Raw genomic sequence first — 25,047 nt, forward strand, 5'->3', positions numbered from 1 at the left:
CCATGAAACCTGTCCTCCTCGAGATCAGCAACGTCGCCAAGTCCTTCCCCGGCGTCCGCGCACTCGACAACGTGAGCTTCACGCTCCGCCACGGCGAGGTCCTCACCCTGGCCGGGGAGAACGGCGCGGGTAAGAGCACCCTGCTCGGCATCCTCGGCGGGTCGCTCGCGCCGGACAACGGGTCGGTGAGCGTCGACGGCGTCCGGCGCGGCGAGTACTCGCCGCGCCAGGCGCTGGCCGAGGGCGTGATGATCGCGCACCAGGAGCCGGCCATCGTCCCGCAGCTCACCGTCGAGCAGAACCTGCTGCTCGGCAAGACCGCCGCCGAACGCCGCGCCGCAGCGTCCGCGGTCGACGGGGCGCTCGCCGACGTCGCCGCCATGGGCTTCCCGCTCGACCGCCGGACCCGGCTCTCCCGACTGAGCCCGGCCCAGCGGCACGCGCTCACGATCGCCAAGGCGTTCGCCTTCGGGGCCAAGATCGTCGCTCTCGACGAGCCGACCACCTCGATGCTCGAACACAACGTCGACGCCGTGCTCGACCGCGTGCGCCATCTCGCGACCGAGCGCGACATCGGCGTCATCTTCGTCTCGCACAAGATGCCCGAGGTCATGGCGGTGTCCGACCGCGTCGTCGTGCTCCGCGACGGCCGCGTCGGGTACGAGTCGCCGATCGCCGACACGACCACCGAAGAGATCGTGCGCAACATGGTCGGGCGGGAGCTGCTGGGCTTCCGGCGCGCCCACCCGGTCGGGCCCGACGCTCCGGTGCTGTTCACCGCCACCGGAGTGACCCGGCCCGACAGCCCGGCCAGCAACGACCTCACGGTTCGGGCGGGTGAGGTGGTCGGGATCGCGGGGCTGGTCGGCTCCGGGCGGACGGAGTTCCTCCGGGCTCTCGTGCGGGCCGACCCCGGGTGCAGCGGGACGCTCGTGATCGACGGGAAGCCCGTGAACATCCACAGCCCGAACGGGAGCCGTGACGCGGGTATCGCGTTCATCCCGGAGGACCGCAAGCGCCAGGGGCTGGCCCTGCAGATGCCGGCCTACGCCAACATCGCCCTGACCGCCGCTCCCGATCTCGTCGGTACCGGGCCGTTCATCAGCCCACGGCATCAGATCAAGGTGGCGAGCGAGCTCGGCACCTCCCTCTCGCTGAGGCCGGCCAACGTCCGGCTGCGTGCCCGCCAGTACTCCGGCGGCAACCAGCAGAAGCTCGTCATCGCCAAGTGGCTGCGCCGTGGCTCCCGCGTCTTCCTGTTCGACGAGCCCACGAAGGGCGTCGACGTCGGCGGGAAGGCCGAGATCTACGGGCTGATCGACCAACTGGCCGCAGCGGGCAACGCCATCGTGGTCGTCTCCTCCGACCTGCCCGAGATCATCTCGCTCAGCGACCGCGTCCTGGTGATGCGCAACGACCGGTTCATCTCCGAACACGTCGAGGACATCAACGAACACAGCCTCGTGGCGAGCGCCATGGGTATCGCTGCCAGTGAAAGCGCGAAGGGAACGCCATGACCACCGACACCGCCGCCGGTCGTCCACAGCGGCACTTCCACCTCAACATGCAGGCCCTGAGCATCTTCCTCGCCGCGGCCGCCATCTTCGTGATCTTCGGATTCCTGAACTCGAACTTCCTCACCGTCGGCAACCTGCGTGACATCGCCGTGTCGGCCTGTGTCAACGCCCTGATCGGTATCGGCCTGACCTTCGTCATCATCACCGGCGGCATCGACCTGTCCGTGGGATCGATCGCCAGCTTCGTCGGCATCGTCTCGGCCAACCTGATGGTCAACTCCGGTGTCGGTGCAGCCCCGGCGCTGCTGGTCGGCCTCGTGCTCGGGTTCGTGGCGGGCGGGCTCAACGGCATTCTGATCACCCTGGTCAAACTGCCCCCGTTCATCGCCACGCTCGGCACGATGAGCGTCTACCAGGGCTTGGCCTATGTCGTCACCGAGGGCCAACCGGTCTACAACGTGCCGCAGTCCTTCGTGCTGATGCTCAACAGCTACATCGCCGGCGTCCCGATCATCGTGGTCATCGTCATCGTGGTCGCCCTGCTCGCCTGGCTGCTGCTGCGCCGCACCGTGTTCGGACAGAACGTGATCGCCACCGGTGGCAGCGAGGAGACCGCATGGCTCTCCGGTGTGCGGGTGGCCCGCGTCAAGATCCTCGTCTACGGGCTCTCCGGCTCCCTTGCGGCGCTGGCCGGCCTGGTCGTCGTCGCCCGGATCAGCGCAGCCCAGTCCGAAGCCGGCGCCCCGTACCTGCTCACCGCGATCGCCGCGGCCGTGATCGGTGGAGCGAACCTGATGGGCGGCGAGGGCCGCATCGCCGGTACCCTGGTCGGCGCACTCATCCTCGGCGCCCTCACCAACGGCCTCGTCCTGCTCAACGTGCCCAGCTTCTACGAGCAGATCGTCACCGGACTCGTCGTGGTCATCGCGGTCGCCATCGACCAGGGCAGCAAGCACGCCTGGTGGGGTCTGGGCCGCGGCCGCCGCAACCGCAGCGAGCCCACGCCCGTCACCCCGTCGCCGTCGACGACCGACCCGGCGGAGGCCAGCGAGCCGACCGTCGCGTCCCGGACCGGCGAATGAGCATCGGACACGCGGGCCGATCCCTCGACGGCGTCGCCACGCGCCGGATCCTCGTGACCGGTGGTGACGGCTTGATCGGCAGCGCAGTGGTCCGGCTCCTCGCCGAGCTGGGGGCCCGCGTCGACGTCTACGACCTGGGCGGGCCGGACGCGGCCGCCCGCGCCGGGCAGGCCGGGGCCGAGAACCACACCTCGGGTTCCGTGACCGACATGACGAGCGTGGCGAAGGCGGTCGACGGGCACGACGCCGTCGTCCACCTCGCGGGAATCGCCGGCCTCGACGGCGGCACCGCCGAACAGATCTACACCGCGAACACGCTGGGCACGTTCCTGGTGATGGAGGCGGCCGCGCAGGCCGGCGTCGCCAAGGTCGTCTACGCCTCCAGCATCAACGCCTCCGGCCTGCCCCTGAACCCGCACGCGGTGCTGCCCTCGCGGTACCCGTGGGACGAGGACGAGCCGGCGGTCATCGCCGATGCCTACTCGCTGTCGAAGCAGGCGAACGAGGCGGCCGCCGTCGCCTTGTCCCGTCGGCACGGACTGGCGATGACCGGGCTGCGCTACCCGCTGGTCCGCGACATCACCGCCGCGGGCGGCACCGTTTTCGCCCGCCACATCCGCCGGGTGCTGCGCGAGGACCCGCGCCGGCAGGCCTGTGAGGGGTGGACCTACCTCGACGTCCGTGACGCGGCGACGGCCACCGTCGCCGCCCTGACCCACGACACGCCCGCCGCCCCGGGAATCCTCGTCGCCGCACCGCGGACCTACCTCCGCCAGGAGACCGACCAGGCACTCCGGCAGACCGTTCCCGGCGTGCCCCGCACGCCGACTGCGGGCCGGGACGTCCCGGTGTCGCTGGACCGAGCCGCGGCCCAGCTCGGGTTCACGGCTACCACCCTGCTCGAGGACATCGACCCGGCGCTCCTCGCCGACCTCGACGACCTCGGGGACCTCGACCGATGAGCGCCCCGCAGGTGTCGCTGCTCGGGCTCGGGCGCATGGGCGAGCCCATCGCCCGGCGTCTGCTCGCGAAGCTCGGCGACCTGACGATCTGGAACAGGACTCCGGCCAGGGCAGCCGGCCTCGTCGATGCCGGCGCGCAGGTGGCCACCACGCCCGCAGAGGCGGCCGCTGCGGTCACGCTCACGGTGCTGACCGACCTCGGTGACGTCGAGGACCTGCTGCGGGGCCCGGAAGGGCTCATCGCCGGCTGGGTCTCGGCAGGTGTCGGGCGACCGGTCCTCGTCGTGCACGGCACCGTCTCGCCCGTTGCGGTCGCCGCCCTTGCGCAGCGTCTGGTCGCTCAGGGGATCGACGTCGTCGACGCGCCGCTCAGCGGCGGTGTGGCCGGCGCGGAGTCGGGCGCCCTCAGCGTCATGGTTGGCGGGGCCGACGCCGCGGTCGCCCGCGCGTGGCCGGTGCTGTCGGTCGTCGGCTCGACGGTGCGGCACCTCGGACCGAGCGGAGCCGGGCAGGTCGCCAAGGCGTGCAACCAGGTCGTGGTCGCCGCCACCGTCACCGCCCTGGCCGAGGCCCTCGTCCTGGCCGACGCCGCCGGCATCGATCGCGCGCAGCTCCTCGAGTTGCTCGGCGGCGGGCTCGCAGGCTCGGAGGTGCTCCGGCAGAAGCGGGACCGGTGGATCACCGGCGACTTCGACGGAGGCGGCAGTGCCGCGAACCAGCTCAAGGACCTGCGATTCATCGCGGAGACGGCCGCAGCCCGGGATCTGCGACTGCCCGTCGCCGCCACCCTGCATACGGTGTTCGAACAAGCCATCGCGGACGGGGACGGCGCGCTCGATCATTCCGCAGTCGAGCTGTCCCTGGCCCGCCACGCACAGGATCGGCGGTGACCACGGATGCTCGACATCGACGTGGTCGACGCCCACCACCACCTGTGCCAACTCAGCGCCGCCTCGTACCCCTGGCTGGAGGGGCCGCCCATCCTGCGCTATCACGGCGACGACCTGCCCCTGCGGCGTGACTACCTGATCGACGACTATCGGACCGACACCGCCGAGCTCCGTCCGCTCGGAGCCCGGCTCGCCGGGTCGGTGCACGTCGAGAACGGAGCCGCCGACCCGCTCCGGGAGAGCCGGTGGATCGACACGGTCATCACCGAGAACGGGCTCCCCACCGTCCAGGTGGTGAAGGTCGACCTCACCTCGCCCACGGCGCACGACCAGCTCGCGGAGCACGCCACGCTGCCGTCCGTGCGTGGCGTGCGCGACATCCTGAACTGGCACCCCGATCCCGTGTTCACCCACCGGGATCGGGGTGACCTCATGACCGACCCAGCCTGGCTGGCCGGCTTCGCCACGCTCCGGGAGTTCGGCCTGTCGTTCGACCTGCAGGTCTTCCCCGACCAGCTCCGGGAGGCGGCGGCACTGGCGGCCGACCACGGCGACATCCCCGTCGTGCTCGACCACGCCGGGATGCCCATCGAGCGCGACCCGCAGGCGCTCGACCGCTGGAAGCGGAACCTGGCAGTCGTCGCGGCCGAGCCGAACACCACCGTCAAGATCTCCGCGCTCGGCACCAACGACCACCACTGGACCACCGACAGCATCCGCCGGATCGTCCTCGACACGATCGACGTCTTCGGTCCCTCGCGCTGCATGTTCGGCAGCAACTTCCCTGTCGACGGCCTCTACTCCACCTTCGGTGCGCTGTACGCGGCATTCGACACCATCACCGCCGGCCTCCACCGACACGAGCGCGACGACCTGTTCGCCGGGACCGCGAAACGCTTCTATCGCATCCCGGCCACCGTCCTGAACGACCCGATCTAAGGAGAACCGTGTCCACCGTCGTCGTCACCGAGGACGGCACGAGGACCCGCCGCGCCGTCTGACGTCGTCGTAATCTGGTCGGGTGGCCGAAGGCGACAGCATCGCCCGCCTCGCTGCCCGCCTGGACTCGGGCACGGCCGGTTGCGTGATCACCGTCTGCGACGTCCGACACCCGCGGTTCGCCACCGCGGACCTGGCCGGCCAGCGCATCCTCGGCTGGGCGCCGCGCGGCAAGCACCTGCTCATGCGTACCGACGCCGGCATCACCGTGCACTCCCACCTGCGGATGAGCGGGCGATGGACCGTGCTGGGCGCGGGCAAGCGGCTGCCGCGCACCGTCGCCGCCCGGCTGCGGATCGCGATGCGCCTCCACGACGATCGCACGCTCGCCGGGATCGACCTGCCCGTCCTCACCCTCGTCCGCACCGGTGACGAGCACCGGGTCGTCGGCCACCTCGGTCCGGACCTGCTCGACGCGTCGACAGCGACGGACGAGGGACTGGCCCGCGCGGCCGCGAGGGTGGTCGCGGCCGGGGCCCAACCGGCCGTCGCCGCGCTGCTGGACCAGCGCCGGGTCGCCGGGCTGGGCAACATGTGGGCGCAGGAGCTGCTGTTCCTGCACGGCGTCGATCCGTGGCGACCGGCGTCGGCCACCGACCCGGCGCCGCTGCTGGCCGACGCCCGGCGTCGGTTGCGGCACGCCGTCGATCACGATCCGTCGCAGAACACGACGGGCAGGCGTTCCCCCCGGCACTGGGTGTACGGCCGCGCCCGGCGTCCCTGCCTGCGCTGCGCCACCCCGATCGCCTTCGCCGAGGCCGCCCGGACCCCGCACGGGCGCGAGACCTGGTGGTGCCCGGGCTGTCAACACTGACCGCCCTAGGAAGGGTCGAGCTCCGCCAGGGCTGCGGTCCAGCGTTCGCTGCGTGCGTCGGAGTCCTGCTCCCACCACGGCGTTCCGCGTTCACCCAGACCGCGCTTGGCCGCCCCGACCCGCGCGCGTGCTGCGGTCACCGCCGCCTGGTCGTCGGCCCGCTGTGCGGTGCGGACCGCGGAGCGAGCTGCCCCCAGGTGGTGCAGCAACCGGGCCCGGACCTGCTCGGGCAGCTCGGGATCGGCAGCCCGCCACCTCCGGCCGTCGACGACGATCCACCGACCGTCGGGGGTCCGGAGCGGGGGCACTCACGCATCGTGCGTCACGACACCGGCTCTCAGCTGACCGGTGGGTGAGCGCGCGCGTCGCCCCGTCGTCGATCGACCGTGTGCCGGTCGGTACCGCGGTGTCGGTGACCGCCGCCTCGGCGCTGCGACCGACGAGGGCGTCCACACCGAAGCGGTCCTGCCGCCGCGCGAGCAGGTGCCGCTGGGCGAGCGGGCGGACGAACACGAGCGCCGCCGTGGCAGCGAGGGCGAAGACGAGCAACTGCAGGACAGGCGGCAGCCCGACCGCCGCAGTGAGCGCCGAGACCAGGGCGGCCCCGCCGAGCAGGCCGAACGCCGCGGTCAAGGTGGCGATCTCGGCGGTACCCAGCAGCACCGCGAGGACCAGCCACAGCAGCCACAGATCCATGCCGTCCTGCTCGAGCCCCCAGTCCGTGCTGTCGTCACCAGAAGCCTGTCGAGATCCGGGCGGAAGAACCATCGGGTGCAGCACCCATCTCCGCGAGCGCTGTCAGGGGGCCCTTGCGACGGTGCGGGGCGTCGATTTCACTGGGCCGGGAATCGCATGATCGGGATCGGGGGCGGCGCGGATGCCGGGGGATGACCAGGACAGGCCACCACGCGCGTCCTTCTGGGCCGGAGTACGCGCCGGCACGCCGTACGCGTTGGCCAACAGCGTCGTCTCGCTCTCCTTCGGCGTGCTCGCCGTCCAAGCAGGCTTCTCGGCGATCGGGGCGATCGCGATGTCGGCACTGGTGTTCGCCGGGTCGGCACAGTTCGCGGCGCTCGCGGTGATCGCCCAGGGTGGTGGCCTGCCGACCGCCCTCAGCGCGGCGACGCTGGTGCACTCCCGGTACCTGCCGATGGGTATCGGGCTGGCGCCGTCGCTGCCCGGCGGACCGCTGCGCCGTGCCGTCGAGGGGCAGGCGGTGGTGGACGCCTCCTGGGCGATGGCCAACCGGGGTGACGGGCGTTTCGACCGGCTGTTCCTGTTCGGATCGACGGCACCGCAGTACATCGGCTGGGTGACCGGCACCGTGGTCGGTGCTGTGGCCGGGGCCGCGCTGGGTGACCTGGACCGGTTCGGGCTCGACGCGTTGTTCCCCGCGTTCTTCCTGGCGTTGCTCTTCGCGGAGCTCCGGCACCGGCGGTCGCGAGTGGTGGCGCTCGTGGGTGCGGCCATCGCGCTCGCGCTGGCGCCGTTCGCCCCGCCGGGGGTGCCGGTGCTGGCGGCCAGCCTCGCCGCGCTGGCCGGGCTGCGCCGGCCGACGGCGTGAGCACCACGTTGTGGCTGCTGGTCGGTGGCATGGCGCTGATGGGGGTGGTGATGAAGGCGGCGGGCCCGGTGGCGTTGGGTGGTCGGGAGTTGCCGCCTTGGCTGGCCGGGGTCGTGGGGTTGCTCGCGCCGGCGTTGCTGGCCGCGCTCGTCATGACGCAGCTGTTCGGGAAGAACGGCCACCTCGGGATCGGCGCCGACGCCGTCGGCGTGGCGTGTGCGGGGATCGTGTTCTGGCGCGGCGGCTCCGTGCTCGTCGGCGTGCTGGTCGCCGTGGTGGTCACCGCGGGCCTGCGGATGCTCCTGCCGATCTGACGGCCTCGATCGGGCGGGTGCGCCACCAGGGGCGCGACGCCAGGGCGGCCGGCACGGCGCCGACGGCGTTGAGCAGGACGTCGTCCACGGAGGACACCCGGTCGAGTTGCAGCACGTACTGCGCGACCTCGATCAGGACCGAGCACCCCGCCGCGAGCGCCAGGATCCGCGGCAGGGACGCCAGCGCCGCGAACCGCATCGGAGCGAAGAACCCCAGCGCAGCGAAGACCAGCAGGTTGCCGACGATCCCGAGCGGCCCCATCTCGAACGGCCGGCCGGTTCCGACCGGGGCGTGTGCTGATCCACGCCGCTATTGGAAACCCCGCCGTCATCAGCGCCTTCACCGGGCGGCGACCGAGCCGGTCAGCAGGTCGAGCCCGGTGGGGTGCCCTGCAGTGCGCCGGCGAGAAACGGCAGCACGTCGTCCATCGCTGCGCGGGCTATCGAGCCGTGATTCGCACCGGGGTACTGCTTGTAGGTCACGTGTTCGCCCGCGGTGCACACCCTGCTGACGTACTGCGTGGTCGCCGCCGGCTTGACCAGCGCGTCCGACTCGCCCTGTGCGACGAACACCGGAACACCGATCCGCTCCGCCCCGGGGGTGTTCTGCCGGAGCAGGGTGGCCCACGGCTCAGTGGTCGCGGGGTCGTGCGCCACGTACTTGCCGATCAACGGATCGGCGATCTTGCGGAGGGACAGGTACTGGCCGAACAGGCACAGCTGGGCCATCGCGGGCGTTGCGGCGACCCCGGCCGGGGTGAGGATCGACTCCAGCGACATGCCGGGGTGCTGGTCGGCGTAGACGGCCTGGTAGGCGGCGTAGGAGTACGAGCCGATGGTGACCCCCGACGCGTCGGCGATGTGGTCGTCGAGCAGGGTGGCGAGCTCGGTGGCGGGTGCCGCGACGGCGACGCCGCGCAGCGAGAGCTCCGGTGCGTAGCGGCTGACCTCCTGACCGGCGAACAGGGCCGCATGGCCCCCTTGGGAGTGGCCCCACAGGAGCACCTCGGCACCGGCGCCCGCGTCGGGCAGGTTGCGCGCCGCGCGGACGGCGTCGATGACGCTGTGGGCTTCGGTGACGCCGATCAGGTAGGAGCTCTGGCCCTCGACGCCCAGACCCGGGTAGTCGGCGGCGGCGACCGCGTAGCCCGCGTGCAGCAGCTGGCTCAGCCCCTCGATCAGGTCGAACGGGTCGAGGCCGTTGGACGGGGCGCAGCGCGCCACGGCACCGGTGGTCGGGTGGCCCCAACCGATCACGGACCGGCCACCCGCGGGGGCCGGTCCGGCCGGTGCGACCACCACCGCGGACGCCACTCGGTCGGTGCCCTGCTGGTCCGTGGTGTGGTACAGCACCCGCCACGCGACCGACCCCTCCATGGTGCTAGGCAGTGGCTCGGTCCGCACGATGCTGCCCGGCGGCCCGGCGGGCACCGGATCGGGCAGCGTGTAGAACGCCTGATCCGTGCGTACCTCGGCTGCTCCCTGCTCGATCCGACGACCGGTGTCGGCGCTGCACCCGGCGAGGGCGAGCACGACGACGACCAGCAGCAGCACCGGACGCCGACGGCGCAGCTCGGCGTGGTGCGGCGTCATGACCCGTCAGCGCGGTCGTGAGTTGCGCGGGCGAGCCTCAGCTGCTCCTGCACGGCGGCGATCAGGGTGCTGGTGTCGACGGCGGCGGTGACGATGGTCGCGCCCTGCTCGGCGTACCGATTGGCCCGCGCACCCCCGGTGGGAGCGTGCACCCCGACCGCGATCCCGGCGGCGACGGCGCGGGTGATCACCGAGGAGATCACCGCCTGCATGTGGTCGCGGTCGGTCGGGTCCGAGCGCCCGAGGGAGAGGCTCAGGTCCGTCGGTCCGACGTAGATGCCGTCCAAACCCTCGACGGTGAGGATGGCATCGAGGTCGTCGAGGGCCTCGGCCGTCTCCAGGACGATCATAACGAGCGGCTCGTTCGCTCCTCCCACCAACCGTCCGGCGGAACGGGTGCCGGTGGGCGCGTACCGGCACGCTGCGACCACCTCGCGGACGTGGTCGACGCCGCGCACGTTCGGCACGAACACGCCGTGCGCGCCGAGGTCGAGCGGCCTGCCGATGTCGGCGAACTGCGCGCTGCGGGTGCGGACCAGCGGTACGGCACCGGCCGCCGCAATGGTCGCCGTCACGCCGGGCAGGTCCGCCTCGCTGAGCGCGCCGTGCTGGAGGTCGAGGACGACGTAGTCGGGACCGGTCCGCGCCAGTAGCTCGGCGGTCACCGCTCCCGGAAGCAGGCTCCACAGGCCGTGAGCGGTTCGTCCGGCCGCCCACCGTGAACGCAGTTCGGTCGCAGTCGTCCCCGTCATCTCGTTGTTCTATCGCATCACCAGAGCGGGCGTGCCGCGGTCACCCGCTGCGTTCGCGCCCCTCGGAAGAGTGGTCTGCGTCCGGATGTCGCGCTGCCGCGCCTCGCCTCCGGTGGGGACGTCGTTAGGTCGGTGTCGGGGCCAGCCGGGGCTGACGACGAGACGATGGGAGCCGTCATTGTGACGCTGAGCGGTGTGTCGCGACCTCTCGCAGGACGCGGGGTCGGCTATGCCGTGGAGCCGCCGGCCGTCGTCTACACCCAGAGCATGCAGGTACTCGACCTTGCGGCGACGCAACTGTCGGGAACGCCGGGCGTCGACGCCACTGGCGACTTCTACGACGTCTTCCCGATCGAGATACCGGCACGCGGTCACGAGGCGGTGGACGACGCGACGTGGTGGTGGGTGGTCATGGGCGACGTGTGCGGCAAAGGGATGGCCGCCGCCTCGGTCGCCGCTTCGGTCCGCCACGCGGCGCACACGGTCGCGTCCGACGCCCTCGACGCGTCGGCGGGAGGCCCCGTTGCGCCGGACCCGGCCCTGCTCCTGCACCGGCTGCACGACATCCTGATGGTGCGGACCGGTCGACGCTTCGTCACCGCCGTGGCGGCGGTACTGCGCCCCGACGGGCACGGCGGGCTGGTGGGCCGACTCGCCTCCGCAGGCCACGAACCGGCCCTGATCCGGCGGATCGGCGGCGCGGTCGAGGTGGTCAGCGCCGGCGGGATGCTCCTGGGGTTGGTGCCTCGGCAGCCCGCACCGGCGGTCGAGGTCCGCATCGGCGCGGGCGAGGTCATGGTGGTGTTCACCGACGGTGTCACCGACGCCCGGCCCGGCCCGGGCGGCGAGTGTTTCGGGTTGGAACGTCTCACCGACACGCTCACCACCAGCAGCGGCCAACCGGTTCGCGCAGTCGTCGACGTGGTCACCACCTCGGCCATGGCCTACCGCAGGGGATTCCTCGGCGACGACCTCGCCATCCTCGCCATCAGCCCGAGCGTCTGAAGGGGATGCGACCGGTCAGCGCAGCTGTTCGGCCATCCGCTCCAGGCCGTTCCTGATCATCTGGCCGTAACCGTCGTCGCCCAGCGCGCCGATCGTGGCCTGCGCGTGCCGGAGGTGCTCACGGGCACGGTCGAGATCGCCCAGCTTCCGATGGCACTCGCTCAGGTTCAGGTGCAGCGAGGGGTACAGGCCGGCCACCGGAAGCGGCACCCCGGCCTGCGCCACTCGCGCATCGGTGAGCAGATCGGCGGCCGCCAGTGCTCGCTGGTCCCACAGCAGTTCCTCGCGCACGTCGTTCTGCACATCGGCCATCGCGTGCGCGAGCGTGCACCGGTGCAGGGGATCCCCCTGCTCGCCACCGATCTCGTCCCAGATCTCGGCGAAGAGCAGACGTGCGGTCTCCCGCTCGCCCTGGTGGCTGAGCTGCACCGCCTCGCCGATCCGGACGAGCAAGGGGTCGGTGATCACGCGACGGCGGTTCCCTCGATCTCGACCATGAGGGAGGGGATCGCCAGGCGGGTCACCCCGAGCAGCGTGGCGGTCGGCGCCACCCCGGCGGCACCCAACCGCGACGCCAGCACGCCGTAGTGCTCGAAGAGCAGGTCGACGTCGGTGGTGTAGATGTTGAGCCGGACGAGGTTCGCGAGAGACATGCCTGCCTCGCCGAGCACCGCCTCCAGGTTGTCGATGCTCAAGGCCAACTGGGCCGCCATGTCACCGTCGTGCTGGGGCTTGCCGTCGCCGCTCATCGCGGTCTGCCCGGAGCAGTAGAGGGTCCGGCTGTGCCCGGAGACGATCTCGCCCTGGTTGAAACCCATCTCCAGCGACCACGGCACGGGGTTGACTGCGGTTCGTTCCATCGCCACACCGGCTCCCATTCGATTCGTCGAGGTTCCCTGCATGAAGGAGCCTTGCAGGAAGCCTCGGCCATGCTCAAGGTGGTCGACGCGCTGCCCGAGAGCTATCGGGCCACCGCGAGCGACGCGGCCCGGCGACTGCTCGTCGACCCGGAGACCGACCTCCTCTCGCGCCGGCTCGTCGCCGAGGAGGTCCCCGACAGCATCGCGACCGAGGTCCGGCGCGCGGTGTTCGCCGGCCACAAGCTGCGCATCCACTACGCGGCCGTGGACCAGGCTCCGACGTGGCGCACGGTGGACCCGATCGGCCTGGTGACCGTCCACGGTCACGGCTACCTGCTGGCGACGAGGTCCGGCGCGGACCGCACCTACCGGCTGTCGCGGGTGTTGGCCGCCGAGGAACTTGCCGAACCCGCACAGCGTCCGGACCGGGTCGATCACGGCACTGGCCGTCCGCACCGAGGAACCGGAAGCCCTGGCCCCGCAGTGGTTGCGCACCTCGCTCCGCAACCGCGCCGCAGCGTTCGCGACCTGGTACGGAGACTTACCCTGAGGGCCAGCCGGTGTCGGTCCCGGCACCGGCTCCTCCGTCACCTGATCAACGTCGAGGAGCCCGAGCGGTTCGTGGCGCAGATCCGGGCGTTCGTGCTCGGCGACGACGATCACGGGCGCAGCAGGAAGTCGACGACGCGTGCCTGAGCCGACACGGCGTCCGGGTGGGTGAAGAGTGCCAGGTGGGTGCCGGTGTCGAGCGTGAGCAGCTCCGCGCCGGGGATCGTCTCCGCAGCGAAGGTGCTCTGTGCCGGTGGGAGATCGCTGTCGGCGGTGCCCTGGATGACGAGGGTCGGCGTCGTGATCGCGTCCAGCTCCAGCGAGGTGATGGCCGCGAACTGCTGCAGGTCGTTCGCGTAGCCGGTACGCCTGGCGTTGTCCTGGCTCGCCGTCGGGCCGAGGGCCAGGACGAAGTCGCGCTTCACCGGATCCGCGAACACCTCCTCGACCCGCTGCTCCAGCTGCTCCTTCGTCAGGTCGCCCTCGCCGGACAGCGAGCCGGCGATGTACTGCTTGGGCTGGTGGGCGGCGAGCAGCCGGAGCAACCACCGCCCGGCGCCGGTGGTGAACATCAAGCGGGTGGCGAGGTCCGTCTTCGGCAGGTGGTAAGCCTGGCTGACCGCGGCGAACGCGACGAGTGCGTTCACCCGGTCCGGATGCCGGACGGCCAGTCGGTACCCGGCGGGCCCGCCACCTGACCACGAGAACACGCCGGCCCGTTCGACACCGAGGTGGTCGAGCAGGGCGGCCACCAGGTCGGCCTGCTGATCGATGGTCGTACGGTCGCCGAGCGCGGTGCCGAGGTATCCGGGCCGGGAGAGCAGGATCGCCGCGATGCCGTCGTGCGGCAGGAAACCCGCCATCAGCGCCGCGGCGTCGATCCCGCCAGGGGTGCCGTGGACGACGACGACCGGGGCACCGGTGCCCACGACGGCGTACTCGACGGGGCCGAGCTCCGTCTGCGCGATCTGGGGGACGTACGCGGCCGCACGCCCCTGCTCGGCGGTGTCATCCACGTCTGCTGCCTGCCGTTCCGTCGTGGGTCGGGTGCAGTGGCCACTCTGTCACCGGTGGGCGTCCATGGCGGCTGCCATGAGTGCACCGAACGACGGATGCACGACGATCACGTCCAGCGAGACGCGGTCCAGTTCGTGGAACGCTCCGCTGGGCAGGTGCAGCGCGCGCAGGCAGATGCAGCCCTCACCAGCACGATGTGCTCGGCGAGGCCGCCGCCGTCCCGCATGTCGAGGTTGACCTCCACCAGGTCCGGCAGCTCCGTCCCGCCGGTCGGTCGGCCGGACCTGGCGGGGAAGAACCGGAGGCCGTTGACCTCGCCGCCGTTCTGGTCGCGCAGCAGATCGAGGAACTCCGGCGGCGGAGCTCCGCCGAGCACCGCGGACCGTGCCACGAGGTCGGCGACCGATGCGGGGCCGGCGCCTGCCTGGACGGGATAGCCGAGCTCCACGGCGAACGCCCGCCAGGCCGCCGCGACGTCGTTCGTCGTCACCGCCACGACCTCCCTCGTGTCCGACCGACCACATCTGCCCGCGGGTCCACGAGACCCGGAACAGATCCGATCATCCCCCGGGTGGTCGGGGACGAGCGGTTCACGGTCGTCCACTCTCGGTGATCGGTAAGACTGATCGTCGTGCGCAGGGCCGTGGTGCTGGTCGGACTGGTCGGCATCGTGATGGCCGCGGCGCTGGACCGGCGCGGCCTGGGCAGCTGGAACCTCGACGCCGACCTGGACCGGCTGACCGCAGGTCCGCGGTGGTGCTCGCGGCAGCGGGCCTGCTGTCGCTGGCCTCGTCGCGCCGGACCCGGGTGGTCGCGGTCGTGCTCGCCGCGGCAGCGGGAACGGCGAGCGCGACGGCGGCCGTGCGGGCCGTGGCCACGGGCCTTCCGGGCCCGTCGACGGGTGTGCTCGCGGCCGCGTCGGCCGTCGTGCTCGTCGGGGTCGTGGCGCGGGTGGTCGGCGGAAGCGCCGACTCGACGCGGATCAGGCCCTCGGCAGGGTGGCGACGGGTGCTGCCGGTGCTCCTCGCGACGGCGGTGACCGCGCTCGGGGGAACGGCCGCGGCCGCGGCGGTGATCGACGCGCCGGTGCGTGCGACCACGGCACCCGAGGCCGAGCCCGCTCCGGTGGAGTACAGCGCCGACGCGGCGCGCTGGACGTGGCGCGGCGGCGGGCCGGTGCGTGACGTCCGTGCCGCAGGGGTCGGGGTCGTGGTGGCAGGCGACGACGGAATCACGGCCCTGGACGGGACGACGGGCGCGGCGCGCTGGACGTTCCGGCGAGTCGGTGCCGGGTTGACCGACCTGCTGGTCAGCCCCGACCGGCAGACGGTGGTGACGATCCATGCCGGCCCTGCCGCGCGGGCCGCCGTCCTCACCGTGCTCGACGCGACGACCGGGGAACGGCGGTGGGAGCTGGCCACCGACCGCAAGCCGGTGGCGCTGCTCACCGACGGCGTGCTCGCGGTCGACGAGCTGCTCGAGGTCGGCTACGACGATCCGCCGCGCTCGCGCACGACCGCTCGGGACATCGGCTCCGGAGCCGTGCTGTGGACGTGGGAGCCTCCGCCCGGCTGCGACTCGACGCTGCTCCACCCGGCGGTGTCGGCGACGGTGGTGCCCGTGGAGACGTCATGTCAGGACGGCCTCGTGCTGCACGGGCTCGACGGGCGCACCGGGTCGGTCACCTGGACGTTGCGAACGAGGCCTTTCGACCCCTACTCCTCGGACCCGCTCCGGACGACGCCCGACGGCACCCGTCTGGTCGCCGCCGGCGCGGGCGACCGTGTCGTCGTCGACACGGCCACCGGCACGCCGGTCGGCCGGATCCCGTACGCCGCGGGCTTCCCGCGTCCGTTCGGGGACGGCCGGATCGCCGTCGCGGGCGGTGACCCGGAGCGCGTCGTCGCCACAGTCGACCCCGCATCGGGCGCGCTGCAGCCGGTGCAAAAGGGCTGCCCGGCCGAAGTCACGGCGACGGTCACCGACGGCGGGGTGCTGCGGCTGTGCCGGACGGCGTCGACGTTCGCGGTGCAGACCGACGGCGCTGCCCCGGTCCCGGTCGACCTGGGTCGCCGTGACCAGTTCGTCGCGCTCGACCTGCTCCGCGACGCGTTCGTCGTGCCCGCTCCCGGCGCGGTGGTCGTCGGTACCGCCGGGCCGGACGGCGCCGTGGTCGGGATGGGCTGAGACAGGAGTCGCGACGCCCGGTGGGTGCCGGTCAGCGGCGCGGCGTGGTGGACGGATCGAAACTGGGGGAGAGCCGGGTCCGGGCGGTGGCGAGGTGGCGGGCGACCTCGCCGGTGATGCGTTCGGCGTCGGCGTTCCAGGACGCTTCGCGGTCGGCGTCCGGGACGACCTGGCAGGAGATCAGCACGACCTCGAGGGAGGCGAGCAGGTCGGAGATCGCCGCCGCTCGGGCACTCGACACCGTCGTGACGTCGTTGCGCATGAGTCCTCGGTACTCCGTTCCTCGACCGGCCGGGCGAACTCGTCGCCCCCTGAGGTGAACGCGTGCGGCCCGGCCGGGTGACGCGTCCCGCGCCAGGTGGCGTGCGGATCCGTCAGCCGTCGGCCCCCGCCGCGGCCAGCATGCCGCGCGCCCGGTGTTCCAGGGCCATGGCCGCCGGCCGCGGCACCCGCCACCCGCTGCGCCGCTCCAGCTCGGCGAGACGGCGCTGAGCCTGCTGGTACGCGGCCCGGCGCTCCGACTCGAAGTCCGACGAGGCGGCGACGCCGAGCAGGGTGCGCACCTGGGCGATGAGCCGCCGCTCGGCCGGGTCGAACCGTGCGTCGCGCTTGCGCTCCGCCGCCTCGACCGCCGCGGCCCAGCCCTGCTCCGCGTGCTCGACGGCCTCGACGAACCGCCGGGCGTAGTCCGGGCCGGGGAACTCGTCGGTGCGCAGTGCGTTCGCCTCGGCGAACGCGTCGACGAAGCGCGCGGTGGCCGGCTGTTCGACGTCGGCCAGGGCCGGCAGCCGCAGCACCGCGTCGAGGTCGCATTCGAACTCGGCGAAGGCCTGTGCCGTGGCCTGATGGCGCGTCACGGCGTCGTCCCAGCGGCCGCGCCACGGGTTCGGCGCCAGCTGTGCCCGCACCCACGTGTAGAGGGCCTCGCCGGGGCCGTTGAGCGCCAGGGCGGTGACCAGCACCGCCGCCACGAATATGCCGGGCAACATCAGCACCCAGCCGTCCCACAGGATCCCGCCGTGCACGTGGTGTGGTTCCATGGCCCGCCTCCCGCATCCCCAGGAAGACGGTAACCACAAAGCCGGGCGGTTGGCCTGCTCATAGGCCCGTTCGGCCGCTGCCCACGCCGCGACGGTGCTCCTGGACGAATCAGGTCGCGTCGTGGGTGACCGTCACCTGGCCGTCCCCGGCACGCACGCGGGGGTCAGCTGCGCGGAGAGGCCGGGCGCGGCGTAGCCGGACCCACCGCCACCGCCGCCGGTCGCCAAGTCTCCGGATCCGCCGCCACCACCCCCGAACCAGCCTCCGCCGCCACCGCCACCACCGCCGTTGTCGGCTCCGGCGGCCGCGGACCCGCTGCTGCCGTCGTGGCCCGTGCCGGCGTTGCCGTGCGACCCGGCGCGGACCTGTCCGCCGGCACCGGGCCCGGTGGCCGTGCCTCCACCGCCACCGCCACCGATGTCCGTGATCGGGCCTCCGGCACCACCGGTGGTCCCTCCGCCCGCACCGGGATCGCCGCCGAAGGCCGTGCCGCCGCCACCACCGCCGACGAGCATGACCTCGGTACCGAGCAGGACGGCGGACCCGCCACCGCCGGCGCCCGCGCCCAAGGAGGAGGTGGAGTCCGACGGTCCGCCGTCGCCGCCCCGGCCGAAGCCGAAGCCGCCCTGCGCCGGTTTCACGCCAGGCCAGTATCCGCCGGGTTGCTGGCCCTGGCGGCCGACGACGATGGTGTAGACCGTTCCGGCCGTCACGGCGACCGTCGCCTCCGCCCGACCACCGAGTCCGGGCGGGACGTCACCCAGCCCACCTCCGGCCGCGCCCTCGACGACGAACGTCGCCTGGTCGACGCCGGCCGGGACCGTCCAGGACTGCTCACCGCCGGTGCAGGAGAAGGTGTCGGTCACCCGGGGTGCTTGAGCCATGCCCACGGAGGTTAACGGCTGCTGCGCCGCGGTGAAGACCGGTGGCCGATGTCCGCGGGCAGCGTGGCCGGGAGCGTGCCGGACACGATCGGATGATCTCCGGCTTCCGGCCGATGCCCGCTGCCTACGCTCCCCCGGAAGGTGCCCGGCACGTCGACGACCCGCCGTTCCGGCCAGGAAGAGGGCCACGCGATGACCACGTCCCGACTCGGGTCGCAGCCCGCCGACGCACGTCCCGGTGTCCTGGCCCGGCACCCGCTGGTGTCCTTCTTCGTCATCGCCTACGCCGGCGCGTGGCTGCTGGAGTTGCCGGTCGTGCTCTCCCGGACCGGCACCGGCCTCCTGCCCTACACCCTGCCGCCGATCGCCGTGCTCGTCCTGATCGCGGCCGCGACCTTCACGGGCCCGACGCTGTCGGCGTTCGTCATGGCCCGGGCGACCGAGGGCAGGGAGGGGCCGAAGCGCCTGCTGCGCCGGTACGTGCTGTGGCGCGTGCAGTTCCGGTGGTACCTGTTCGTCCTGCTGGTCATCCCGGCCGGCGTGCTGCTCGGCGCGATCGTCCTGCCCGGCGTCCTCGCGTCGTATCAACCGCTGACACTCGGGCTGCTGCTCGGCTACCCGTTGGCGTTCGTCGCGACGTTCGTCCTCGGCGGGCCGTTGGGCGAGGAGCCCGGCTGGCGCGGCTTCGCGCTGCCCCGTCTGCAGGTGGCGTACGGGCCGCTGGCCGGCAGCGCCCTTCTGGGCGTGCTGTGGGCCCTGTGGCACTTCCCCCTGTTCTGGACGGGGGTGTGGACGCCGCCCACCCTGGCGAACATGGTCATGTTCGTCGTGATGACCACCGCGCTGACCGTCGTCATCGCCTGGGTGTTCAACAACGCCGAGGGCAGCCTGCTGATCACCATGTTGATGCACGCGTCCTTCAACACGTTCGCGAACAAGATCGTGGTGCCGCTGTTCCCCGCCCCGCTGCTCGATGCCTACGGTCTGCTGCCGGTGCTGGTCGGGTTCGTCTCGGTGGCGTCGATCGTCGTGGCGGCGACGCGGGGTCGGCTGAGCTACCGGGGCGAGCGGCGGACGCAGGAGACGGACGCGGCGGCCGTGCCGCGCGAGAGGTCCGGCCTCCACCGACGCTAGGGCGGGCGTCGTCATTTGACCGATGCCCGCGCACGTCGTCCGCCCGACACTGTCCACCATGTGCTCGGAGCTGCTGTCGGGTCGTCCCCGCGCCGGGGACGGCGCAGCCGACGAGTGGCTGGTCCGCCGCGCCCGAGGGGAAGACGTCGACGCGTACGAGGTGCTGGTGCGGCGCCACCGGCGTCGCATCTTCCGGATCGCCCTGCGCATGCTCGGCGACCGCGACGAGGATCGGCTGAAGCGACCGCTCGCACCAAGGAAGCCGGGCTGACACACGGGTCACGACCTCTGTGCCAGCCCGGTGTCCTGTGTGCGCCCGACTGACTCCGGGTGCGGCCCCGACCAGCGCGCCGGGATCACCGTGCTCGGCACGGCGGACGCCGCCGCTCCGCTGGCCGAGGAGCTGTCCGCCCAGGCCGGCGTGCGGTCGGCCACCGCGCGGCTGACCGGCCCGCACGCCCACCCCGCTCTGCACCTGCGCGTCACGGCCGACGACGGCGCGTCGCTGGTCGACCTGCGCCGGCACATCGACGAGGTGGCCGTACCCCGACTGATCGGCGCACTGGAACTCCCGGCGCTCGACACCGACGTGCTCCTGCGCCTGACCACGCGCTGAGTGCCGCCGAGGCGAGACCGTGGCGCGCTCGTACAAGCGGGTGTCGTCGTCGTTCTACGGACGAGGTCGGTGACGTCGGCACGGTGAGGAGCGGTGCCCGGCGAGCAGGCGGGGACGCAGCGCGCCTCGAGCACCTATGGTCGGTGCGGGCGCTGTTCGACGGTGAGGTCGGACCGGAGGTGTCGTCGGCGATGCAGGGTGGCGAGTACTGTACCACCAGCGGTCAGGCCGGTGTGGACGACCGGACCGCACAGTGGCAGGACATGCTGTCCGCGACGCACCTGCCATGGACCGTGCAGGTCGATCCGTGCGACGACGAGCGGCTTTTCGAAGCGTGGGTTCGCCGGTGGTGGATCGACGATCTCGCCCTCGTCGACTGCGAATGCAGCCCGTGCTCGGGCACGCGGCAGCGGCGGCAGCTGGCCGACACCGACGGGGAGTTCGTCGTCGTGCTGATGACGCGCGCCGGGAGCGAGACCGTCAGCCAAGGTGACGTCGAGACGGCCATGCGTCCCGGTGATGCGGTGGTGTGGGACAGCACGAAGTCGGCCCGGTTCAGCGTGTGGGAGCCGTTGAGCAAGCGGAGCCTGGTCATTCCCCGGGCCGCGCTCGACGAGGTCAAGGGGCGGGCCTGGACGAAGACCGGAGTGAGCCTCAAAGGCGATTCACCGGCGACCCGGTTGCTGAGCTCATATCTCGACACCCTCAGCGCATCGCTGCCGGTGCTCGGGTCGTCGGCGGTGGCGGCGGCCCGCAACGCCACGCTCGAACTCCTGATGGGAGCGCTGCGGCCGGACGGCGACGCACCGTCGACGAGTGCGGCGCAGCCGGCCCTGCGTGCGGCGATGGACCGGTACATCGAACGTCACCTCCTGGACGGATCGATCACCCCGAACGCACTGGCAGCGGCGCACGGCGTGTCGATCCGGACGGTGAACCGCATCTACAACGCGGCCGGGCAGACGGTCGGCGAGGTGATCCGGATCCGGCGCCTCGCGCACGCCCGTGAGGAACTGAGTGAATCCGACCGGCCCGTCTCGGTGATTGCGCACCGCTGGGGGTTCTCTGACACCAGCCATTTCAGCCGCAGCTTCAAAGCGCATTACGGCACGTCGCCGACGGAGTACCGGTCGAGCGCCCGGCCGCCGGGTGGCGCTGCGGTGCAACGACCTGTCGCTGCAGTTCAAGGCCCGGCGCCCGGTCGCGGAGAGACTGAGGTCACACCGGCCCGGGGCTGAGTCGACGCGTCCCGGGCCGGGTTTCTGGACCTCACCGGGGAGATCACACATGGTTCGACGCGATATCGACTTCGACGCCGAGGGCGTCACTCTGCGCGGTTGGTTCTACACCGCCGACGATTCTTCCAGCCCGGCGCCCACCATTGTCATGGCGCACGGCTTCTCGGCCGTCAAGGAGATGTACCTCGACAAGTACGCCGAGACGTTCGCCGCGGCCGGGTTCAACGCACTCGTGTTCGACAACCGCAACTTCGGCGCCAGCGACGGCGAACCGCGCCAGGAGATCGACCCGTGGGCGCAGGTGCGGGACTACCGCCACGCGATCACCTACGCGACCACCCTGGCGGAGGTCGACGGCGGCCGGATAGGTGTCTGGGGGAGCAGCTACTCCGGTGGTCACGTGCTCGTCGTCGCAGCGATCGACCGCCGGGTCAAGGCCGTGGTCTCCCAGGTGCCGTTGGTCAGCGGGCACGACAACTTCCGCGCCCTGGTCCGCGCGGACTTCATCGACGGCTTCCGCGCCCTGTTCGACGCCGACCGCCTCTCCCGCTACGAGGGCAAGGAGCCCGGGATGGTGCCGGTGGTCGACAAGGACCCGCTCGCGCCGTCCGCGCTGCCCACCCCGGACTCCTACACCTGGTTCACCAAGACCCACGACCTGCGCGCATCCTCGTGGCGCAACGAGGTCACGTTGCGCAGTGTCGAGCTGTTCACCGAGTACGAGCCGGTCGCCTACGTCCCCTACATCAGTCCGACCCCTCTGCTGCTGATGCCCGCGCAGAACGACGTGCTGACCCCGACCGACCTGGCGATCGCCGCCTTCCAGAAGGCGCGCGAGCCGAAGAAGCTGCAGATCCTGCCGGGCGGGCACTTCGACGCCTACGTCGACGGCTTCGACGCGTCCGGCCCGGCCGCCCGCGACTGGTTCCTGCAGCACCTCGGAGGCTGATCAGTGATGGCAAGCAAGCTTCGGGACAGGGTCGCCGTCGTCACCGGATCCAGCTCCGGCAACGGCCGCGCCATCGCACTGGCGCTCGCCGCGGAAGGAGCCGCGGTCGTCTGCTCCGACCTTCGGCGTGAGGCCCGCGAAGGCGGATACGAGGGCGACATCCTCACCCCGACCGACGACGTCATCCGGGCGAACGGAGGCAAGGCCGAGTACGTCGAGGCCGACGCTGCCAGCTATTCGGCCGTGGAGAATCTGGTCGACTCCGCTGTATCGAGCTTCGGCCGGCTGGACGTCATGGTCAACAACGCCGGGATCTTCACCGGGCTGCACACCATCGTCGACGAGACCGAGGACGAGTACGACCGCACGATGGCCGTCAACGCCAAGAGCGTGTGGCTGGGGTGCAAGTTCGCGATCCGCCAGATGCTCACCCAGGAGCCGGTCGACGGCTCCCGCGGCCGGATCGTCAACATCGCCTCCATCGGCGGCCTGGTCGGGCTGGCCGCCGAGCCCGCCTACTGCGCAGCGAAGGGCGCCGTGGTCAACCTGACCCGCCAGCTCGCGGTCGACTTCGCTCCCGAGCGGATCAACGTCAACGCCATCTGCCCCGGCTTCCTCGCCACCGCCATGGTGCGCCCGTTCCTCGACGACCCCGAGCTGAACAAGGTCCTGCACTCCAAGTCCCCGTGGCCCGAGCTCGGCACCGCCGAGGACGTCGGCAAGGCCGCGGTCTTCCTGTCGACCAACGACGCCCGCTGGGCCACCGGATCGATGCTGACCATCGACGGCGGCTTCACCGCCCCCTGATCGGAGACAACGCATGCCACGCCTGCAGAACAAGGTCATCGTCGTCACCGGCGCCAGCTCCGGTTTCGGCCGCGCCATCTCGAGAGCCTGCGCCGCCGAGGGCGCGAAGGTCGTCGTCGGCGACATCCACGAACACCCCAACACCGGCGGGTTCGAGGACGACGCCGACCTGAGCACCGTCGAAGTGATCGAGAAGACCGGCGGCACCGCCACCTACGTCAGCTGCGACGTCACGAAAGAAGATCAGGTAGACAACCTCATCGCCGAGACCGTGCGCAGGTTCGGCCGGATCGACGTGATGGTCAACAACGCCGGCATCTACCGCAACGGCAAGCGGCTGCACGAGTTCGACGTCGCCGATCTCGACATCTGCTTCGACGTGAACGTCCGGGGCACGTTCTTCGGCTCGAAGGCCGCGATCCGGCAGATGCTCGACCAGGGCGAGGGCGGCGTGATCGTCAACCTCGTGTCCACCGCCGGACTGCAGGGACACCCCAACCAGTCGGTCTACAACATCTCCAAGGGCGCCCAGGCCAATCTCACCCGCTGCTTGGCGATCGAGTACGGCAAGGACGGCATCCGCGTCAACGGCATCTGCCCGACCTACGCCAAGACCTCGCTGACCCGGGCGCTGTTCGACGACAAGGACTTCGACCAGGTCTTCACCGAGTCGATCCCGCTCAAGCGGTGGGGCGAGGTCGACGACATCGCCAACCTCGCGGTGTTCCTGGCCTCGGACGAGTCCAGCTACATCCACGGCGACCTGATCAAGGTCGACGGCGGCGAGACCCTCTGCCGCTACTCGGTCTGAGCGATGGCCGCGGCGTCGACAGCGTGTCGACGCCGCGGTCCTCTGTCGTGACGATCGGTGCGCGTCGCATCCGCTCTCCCTCGCACTGGTCCCTCAAGCGGACGATGATCTCCGGGCGCGGGTCCTCGCAGGCGGCCCCACAGACTGTGGTCGAGGACGTTCTCGACCAGGCGCTGGAGATGGGGTGTCGTGACCGATTCGTGCGCGTGTGGTGCGGACCGCGACCGCCGCAAGTTGTTGGCGTTCCTGGGTGCGGCGATGGTCGCCACGGGCCAGCCCGTCGACGAGGTCGAGGACGAGCTGCGGGAGGTGGGGCGCCGTCTCGGCGCACCCGACGTGCAGGTCGCCGCGGGGCCGACCGGTGTGCACGTCGGCCTGGCCAGTGGTGATCCGGCCACCTTCGAGTCGGTCGACGGGCGGCTGCGACTCGACCAGGCCGTCGACGTCCGTCTCATCCGGCACCTGCTCGTCACCGGCCGGATCGCCCGCGAGGAGGCCCTCGACCGGCTGCTGGGTCTACGTGGCAAGCCGCTGCGGTACCCGGCATGGCTGGCCGAGGGAGGCTTGGTGGTCGTGGCCGTGGGGATCTGCCTGATCCTCCAGCCGGGCCTGGCGAACCTCGCCGCGGCGGCCTTGGGTGGCGTCATCGTGATCGGTCTGTCCCGCATGGCGCAGTGGCACTCTTCGTTGCTCGCGCTGCTCCCGACGATGGCCGCCTTCGCGGTGTCCGCCCTGGTCTTCGCGGCCGCCGCCGCGGGTCTGCTCGACGGCGCGCTGCGCACGGTGCTGCCGCCGCTGGCGGTACTGCTGCCCGGTGCGCTGATGGTGACCGGGTTGTCGGAACTGGCTGCGGGTGCGATGGTCGCGGGGGCGTCGCGGTTGTTGTACGGCACGGTGCAGCTGCTGCTGTTCGCCCTGGGTGTCGCCGCGGCGGCCACGTTGCTGGGGACACCTGCGCAGCTGCTCGGCAACGTCAGGGTGAGCGGGCTCGGCTGGTGGGCGGCGCCGCTGGGCCTGGTGGTCATCGGGGTCGGCATCACGCTCATGGAGGGCGTGCCGGTGCGGTTGGCGCCGTGGGTGTTGGGGGTGTTGGCCGTGACCTTCCTGGTGCAGCTCGGCGGCCAGCGTCTCGGCACGCCGGCGTTGGGCAGCTTCCTGGGCGCCATCGCGGCGAGTATCGGAGCGTCGACCGCGGAGCTGGTCCGCCGGCAGCTGCCCCGCCTGGTGGTCTTCCTGCCGTCGTTCTGGTTGCTGGTCCCGGGCAGCCTGGGGCTGATCGGGGTCAGCGAGGTGGCGATCCTCTCGGGGGAGGGTTCGACCGTCGGCTTCGACGTGGTGGGCGTGGTCCTGGCCATCGCCATGGGTCTGTTGGTGGGTTCGGCGGTGTCGCGCGCCCTGCGGGCGCTCGTCGGCCGCCTGCGTCGGCGGACGTCTTCCGAGGAAGACTTCACGTCATGACCGC

30 protein-coding genes are annotated in these 25,047 nt (G+C 71.9%); 19 read left to right on the plus strand and 11 right to left on the minus strand.

Annotated features, from left to right (window positions below; genetic code table 11):
* The first annotated feature begins 2 nt into the window (after window positions 1–2).
* From RM445_RS05570 to RM445_RS05595, 6 genes are all read left to right on the plus strand, one after another.
* Window positions 3–1,517: a sugar ABC transporter ATP-binding protein gene (locus tag RM445_RS05570; protein WP_311554958.1), complete on the plus strand. Its 1,515-nt coding sequence runs from the start codon at window positions 3–5 to the stop codon at window positions 1,515–1,517.
* A complete protein-coding gene (locus RM445_RS05575; protein ID WP_311554959.1) occupies window positions 1,514–2,599 on the plus strand; it encodes an ABC transporter permease in 1,086 nt (361 codons plus the stop codon). The genes RM445_RS05570 and RM445_RS05575 overlap by 4 nt, the downstream gene beginning before the upstream one ends.
* Entirely contained in the window at window positions 2,596–3,561 is a 966-nt protein-coding gene (locus RM445_RS05580; protein WP_311554960.1) for an NAD-dependent epimerase/dehydratase family protein, read from the plus strand. Before RM445_RS05575 ends, RM445_RS05580 begins: the two co-directional genes overlap by 4 nt.
* Complete coding sequence (locus RM445_RS05585; protein WP_311554961.1) at window positions 3,558–4,451, plus strand: NAD(P)-dependent oxidoreductase; 894 nt, start codon at window positions 3,558–3,560, stop codon at window positions 4,449–4,451. Before RM445_RS05580 ends, RM445_RS05585 begins: the two co-directional genes overlap by 4 nt.
* Window positions 4,452–4,457: 6 nt before the next feature.
* Window positions 4,458–5,390: an amidohydrolase family protein gene (locus RM445_RS05590; protein WP_311554963.1), complete on the plus strand. Its 933-nt coding sequence runs from the start codon at window positions 4,458–4,460 to the stop codon at window positions 5,388–5,390.
* A gap of 82 nt (window positions 5,391–5,472) precedes the next feature.
* A complete protein-coding gene (locus RM445_RS05595) occupies window positions 5,473–6,264 on the plus strand; it encodes a DNA-formamidopyrimidine glycosylase family protein (RefSeq protein WP_311554964.1) in 792 nt (263 codons plus the stop codon).
* A 5-nt stretch (window positions 6,265–6,269) separates the two neighbouring features.
* On the opposite strand, the gene RM445_RS05600 is transcribed toward RM445_RS05595, so the two are convergent.
* Complete coding sequence (locus tag RM445_RS05600) at window positions 6,270–6,572, minus strand: hypothetical protein (RefSeq protein ID WP_311554965.1); 303 nt, start codon at window positions 6,570–6,572, stop codon at window positions 6,270–6,272.
* A 569-nt stretch (window positions 6,573–7,141) separates the two neighbouring features.
* Between RM445_RS05600 and RM445_RS05605 the strand changes: the two genes are divergently transcribed.
* Window positions 7,142–7,828: an AzlC family ABC transporter permease gene (locus RM445_RS05605; RefSeq protein ID WP_311554966.1), complete on the plus strand. Its 687-nt coding sequence runs from the start codon at window positions 7,142–7,144 to the stop codon at window positions 7,826–7,828.
* Window positions 7,825–8,142: an AzlD domain-containing protein gene (locus tag RM445_RS05610; RefSeq protein WP_311554967.1), complete on the plus strand. Its 318-nt coding sequence runs from the start codon at window positions 7,825–7,827 to the stop codon at window positions 8,140–8,142. Before RM445_RS05605 ends, RM445_RS05610 begins: the two co-directional genes overlap by 4 nt.
* On the opposite strand, the gene RM445_RS05615 is transcribed toward RM445_RS05610, so the two are convergent.
* The 3 genes from RM445_RS05615 to RM445_RS05625 form a co-directional block, all read right to left on the minus strand.
* A complete protein-coding gene (locus tag RM445_RS05615) occupies window positions 8,108–8,404 on the minus strand; it encodes a VanZ family protein (RefSeq protein WP_311554968.1) in 297 nt (98 codons plus the stop codon). The two genes, RM445_RS05610 and RM445_RS05615, sit on opposite strands and share 35 nt — an antisense overlap.
* 101 nt (window positions 8,405–8,505) lie before the next feature.
* The gene (locus RM445_RS05620; protein WP_311554969.1) at window positions 8,506–9,735 is read right to left on the minus strand and encodes a lipase family protein; all 1,230 of its coding nucleotides are present in this window, start codon (window positions 9,733–9,735) and stop codon (window positions 8,506–8,508) included.
* A complete protein-coding gene (locus RM445_RS05625) occupies window positions 9,732–10,487 on the minus strand; it encodes an HpcH/HpaI aldolase family protein (protein ID WP_311554970.1) in 756 nt (251 codons plus the stop codon). The genes RM445_RS05620 and RM445_RS05625 overlap by 4 nt, the downstream gene beginning before the upstream one ends.
* Window positions 10,488–10,682: 195 nt before the next feature.
* On the opposite strand from RM445_RS05625, the gene RM445_RS05630 reads away from it, so the two are divergent.
* The gene (locus RM445_RS05630) at window positions 10,683–11,492 is read left to right on the plus strand and encodes a PP2C family protein-serine/threonine phosphatase (RefSeq protein ID WP_311554971.1); all 810 of its coding nucleotides are present in this window, start codon (window positions 10,683–10,685) and stop codon (window positions 11,490–11,492) included.
* Between the two features lie 15 nt (window positions 11,493–11,507).
* Here RM445_RS05630 and RM445_RS05635 read toward each other — a convergent pair whose 3' ends face one another.
* Together RM445_RS05635 and RM445_RS05640 are read right to left on the minus strand one after the other, a co-directional pair.
* A complete protein-coding gene (locus RM445_RS05635) occupies window positions 11,508–11,960 on the minus strand; it encodes a hypothetical protein (RefSeq protein WP_311554972.1) in 453 nt (150 codons plus the stop codon).
* Entirely contained in the window at window positions 11,957–12,352 is a 396-nt protein-coding gene (locus tag RM445_RS05640; protein ID WP_311554974.1) for a RidA family protein, read from the minus strand. Before RM445_RS05640 ends, RM445_RS05635 begins: the two co-directional genes overlap by 4 nt.
* 51 nt (window positions 12,353–12,403) lie before the next feature.
* On the opposite strand from RM445_RS05640, the gene RM445_RS05645 reads away from it, so the two are divergent.
* On the plus strand, window positions 12,404–13,048 hold the full coding sequence (locus RM445_RS05645; protein ID WP_311554975.1) for a helix-turn-helix transcriptional regulator: 645 nt from the start codon (window positions 12,404–12,406) through the stop codon (window positions 13,046–13,048).
* Here RM445_RS05645 and RM445_RS05650 read toward each other — a convergent pair.
* Both RM445_RS05650 and RM445_RS05655 read right to left on the minus strand, forming a co-directional pair.
* The gene (locus RM445_RS05650; RefSeq protein ID WP_311554977.1) at window positions 13,012–13,917 is read right to left on the minus strand and encodes an alpha/beta fold hydrolase; all 906 of its coding nucleotides are present in this window, start codon (window positions 13,915–13,917) and stop codon (window positions 13,012–13,014) included. The genes RM445_RS05645 and RM445_RS05650 overlap by 37 nt on opposite strands.
* A gap of 107 nt (window positions 13,918–14,024) precedes the next feature.
* On the minus strand, window positions 14,025–14,408 hold the full coding sequence (locus tag RM445_RS05655) for a hypothetical protein (RefSeq protein ID WP_311554978.1): 384 nt from the start codon (window positions 14,406–14,408) through the stop codon (window positions 14,025–14,027).
* A 266-nt stretch (window positions 14,409–14,674) separates the two neighbouring features.
* Between RM445_RS05655 and RM445_RS05660 the strand changes: the two genes are divergently transcribed.
* Entirely contained in the window at window positions 14,675–16,105 is a 1,431-nt protein-coding gene (locus RM445_RS05660; protein ID WP_311554979.1) for an outer membrane protein assembly factor BamB family protein, read from the plus strand.
* Between the two features lie 31 nt (window positions 16,106–16,136).
* On the opposite strand, the gene RM445_RS05665 is transcribed toward RM445_RS05660, so the two are convergent.
* The 3 genes from RM445_RS05665 to RM445_RS05675 all read right to left on the minus strand — a co-directional run bounded on the left by RM445_RS05665 (window position 16,137) and on the right by RM445_RS05675 (window position 18,030).
* On the minus strand, window positions 16,137–16,367 hold the full coding sequence (locus tag RM445_RS05665) for a hypothetical protein (protein WP_311554980.1): 231 nt from the start codon (window positions 16,365–16,367) through the stop codon (window positions 16,137–16,139).
* A 112-nt stretch (window positions 16,368–16,479) separates the two neighbouring features.
* Entirely contained in the window at window positions 16,480–17,145 is a 666-nt protein-coding gene (locus RM445_RS05670) for a hypothetical protein (protein ID WP_311554981.1), read from the minus strand.
* Window positions 17,146–17,277: 132 nt separating this feature from the next.
* A complete protein-coding gene (locus RM445_RS05675) occupies window positions 17,278–18,030 on the minus strand; it encodes a glycine-rich protein (RefSeq protein ID WP_311554982.1) in 753 nt (250 codons plus the stop codon).
* A 192-nt stretch (window positions 18,031–18,222) separates the two neighbouring features.
* Here RM445_RS05675 and RM445_RS05680 point away from each other — a divergent pair, with 192 nt between their 5' ends.
* The 8 genes from RM445_RS05680 to RM445_RS05715 all read left to right on the plus strand — a co-directional run bounded on the left by RM445_RS05680 (window position 18,223) and on the right by RM445_RS05715 (window position 25,043).
* Window positions 18,223–19,164: a CPBP family intramembrane glutamic endopeptidase gene (locus RM445_RS05680; RefSeq protein ID WP_311554983.1), complete on the plus strand. Its 942-nt coding sequence runs from the start codon at window positions 18,223–18,225 to the stop codon at window positions 19,162–19,164.
* Window positions 19,165–19,186: 22 nt separating this feature from the next.
* Entirely contained in the window at window positions 19,187–19,435 is a 249-nt protein-coding gene (locus RM445_RS05685) for a hypothetical protein (RefSeq protein ID WP_311554984.1), read from the plus strand.
* A gap of 39 nt (window positions 19,436–19,474) precedes the next feature.
* A complete protein-coding gene (locus RM445_RS05690) occupies window positions 19,475–19,780 on the plus strand; it encodes a hypothetical protein (protein ID WP_311554985.1) in 306 nt (101 codons plus the stop codon).
* A 143-nt stretch (window positions 19,781–19,923) separates the two neighbouring features.
* The gene (locus tag RM445_RS05695; protein WP_311554986.1) at window positions 19,924–21,018 is read left to right on the plus strand and encodes a helix-turn-helix domain-containing protein; all 1,095 of its coding nucleotides are present in this window, start codon (window positions 19,924–19,926) and stop codon (window positions 21,016–21,018) included.
* A 49-nt stretch (window positions 21,019–21,067) separates the two neighbouring features.
* On the plus strand, window positions 21,068–21,967 hold the full coding sequence (locus RM445_RS05700) for an alpha/beta hydrolase (protein ID WP_311554987.1): 900 nt from the start codon (window positions 21,068–21,070) through the stop codon (window positions 21,965–21,967).
* A gap of 6 nt (window positions 21,968–21,973) precedes the next feature.
* The gene (locus RM445_RS05705) at window positions 21,974–22,774 is read left to right on the plus strand and encodes an SDR family NAD(P)-dependent oxidoreductase (RefSeq protein WP_311554988.1); all 801 of its coding nucleotides are present in this window, start codon (window positions 21,974–21,976) and stop codon (window positions 22,772–22,774) included.
* A 13-nt stretch (window positions 22,775–22,787) separates the two neighbouring features.
* On the plus strand, window positions 22,788–23,585 hold the full coding sequence (locus RM445_RS05710; RefSeq protein WP_311554989.1) for an SDR family NAD(P)-dependent oxidoreductase: 798 nt from the start codon (window positions 22,788–22,790) through the stop codon (window positions 23,583–23,585).
* 189 nt (window positions 23,586–23,774) lie between these two features.
* The gene (locus tag RM445_RS05715) at window positions 23,775–25,043 is read left to right on the plus strand and encodes a threonine/serine exporter family protein (protein WP_311554991.1); all 1,269 of its coding nucleotides are present in this window, start codon (window positions 23,775–23,777) and stop codon (window positions 25,041–25,043) included.
* Window positions 25,044–25,047: the final 4 nt, after the last annotated feature.

This window comes from Pseudonocardia charpentierae (assembly GCF_031845345.1).
Taxonomy (GTDB): domain Bacteria; phylum Actinomycetota; class Actinomycetes; order Mycobacteriales; family Pseudonocardiaceae; genus Pseudonocardia; species Pseudonocardia charpentierae.

Coding starts and splice junctions, on each gene's coding strand:
- RM445_RS05570 (WP_311554958.1), top strand. CDS start 3: ATGAAACCTGTCCTCCTCGAGATCAGCAACGTCGCCAAGTCCTTCCCC.
- RM445_RS05575 (WP_311554959.1), top strand. CDS start 1,514: ATGACCACCGACACCGCCGCCGGTCGTCCACAGCGGCACTTCCACCTC.
- RM445_RS05580 (WP_311554960.1), top strand. CDS start 2,596: ATGAGCATCGGACACGCGGGCCGATCCCTCGACGGCGTCGCCACGCGC.
- RM445_RS05585 (WP_311554961.1), top strand. CDS start 3,558: ATGAGCGCCCCGCAGGTGTCGCTGCTCGGGCTCGGGCGCATGGGCGAG.
- RM445_RS05590 (WP_311554963.1), top strand. CDS start 4,458: ATGCTCGACATCGACGTGGTCGACGCCCACCACCACCTGTGCCAACTC.
- RM445_RS05605 (WP_311554966.1), top strand. CDS start 7,142: ATGCCGGGGGATGACCAGGACAGGCCACCACGCGCGTCCTTCTGGGCC.
- RM445_RS05615 (WP_311554968.1), bottom strand. CDS start 8,404: ATGGGGCCGCTCGGGATCGTCGGCAACCTGCTGGTCTTCGCTGCGCTG.
- RM445_RS05620 (WP_311554969.1), bottom strand. CDS start 9,735: ATGACGCCGCACCACGCCGAGCTGCGCCGTCGGCGTCCGGTGCTGCTG.
- RM445_RS05625 (WP_311554970.1), bottom strand. CDS start 10,487: ATGACGGGGACGACTGCGACCGAACTGCGTTCACGGTGGGCGGCCGGA.
- RM445_RS05640 (WP_311554974.1), bottom strand. CDS start 12,352: ATGGAACGAACCGCAGTCAACCCCGTGCCGTGGTCGCTGGAGATGGGT.
- RM445_RS05665 (WP_311554980.1), bottom strand. CDS start 16,367: ATGCGCAACGACGTCACGACGGTGTCGAGTGCCCGAGCGGCGGCGATC.
- RM445_RS05670 (WP_311554981.1), bottom strand. CDS start 17,145: ATGGAACCACACCACGTGCACGGCGGGATCCTGTGGGACGGCTGGGTG.
- RM445_RS05675 (WP_311554982.1), bottom strand. CDS start 18,030: ATGGCTCAAGCACCCCGGGTGACCGACACCTTCTCCTGCACCGGCGGT.
- RM445_RS05680 (WP_311554983.1), top strand. CDS start 18,223: ATGACCACGTCCCGACTCGGGTCGCAGCCCGCCGACGCACGTCCCGGT.
- RM445_RS05685 (WP_311554984.1), top strand. CDS start 19,187: ATGCCCGCGCACGTCGTCCGCCCGACACTGTCCACCATGTGCTCGGAG.
- RM445_RS05700 (WP_311554987.1), top strand. CDS start 21,068: ATGGTTCGACGCGATATCGACTTCGACGCCGAGGGCGTCACTCTGCGC.
- RM445_RS05705 (WP_311554988.1), top strand. CDS start 21,974: ATGGCAAGCAAGCTTCGGGACAGGGTCGCCGTCGTCACCGGATCCAGC.
- RM445_RS05710 (WP_311554989.1), top strand. CDS start 22,788: ATGCCACGCCTGCAGAACAAGGTCATCGTCGTCACCGGCGCCAGCTCC.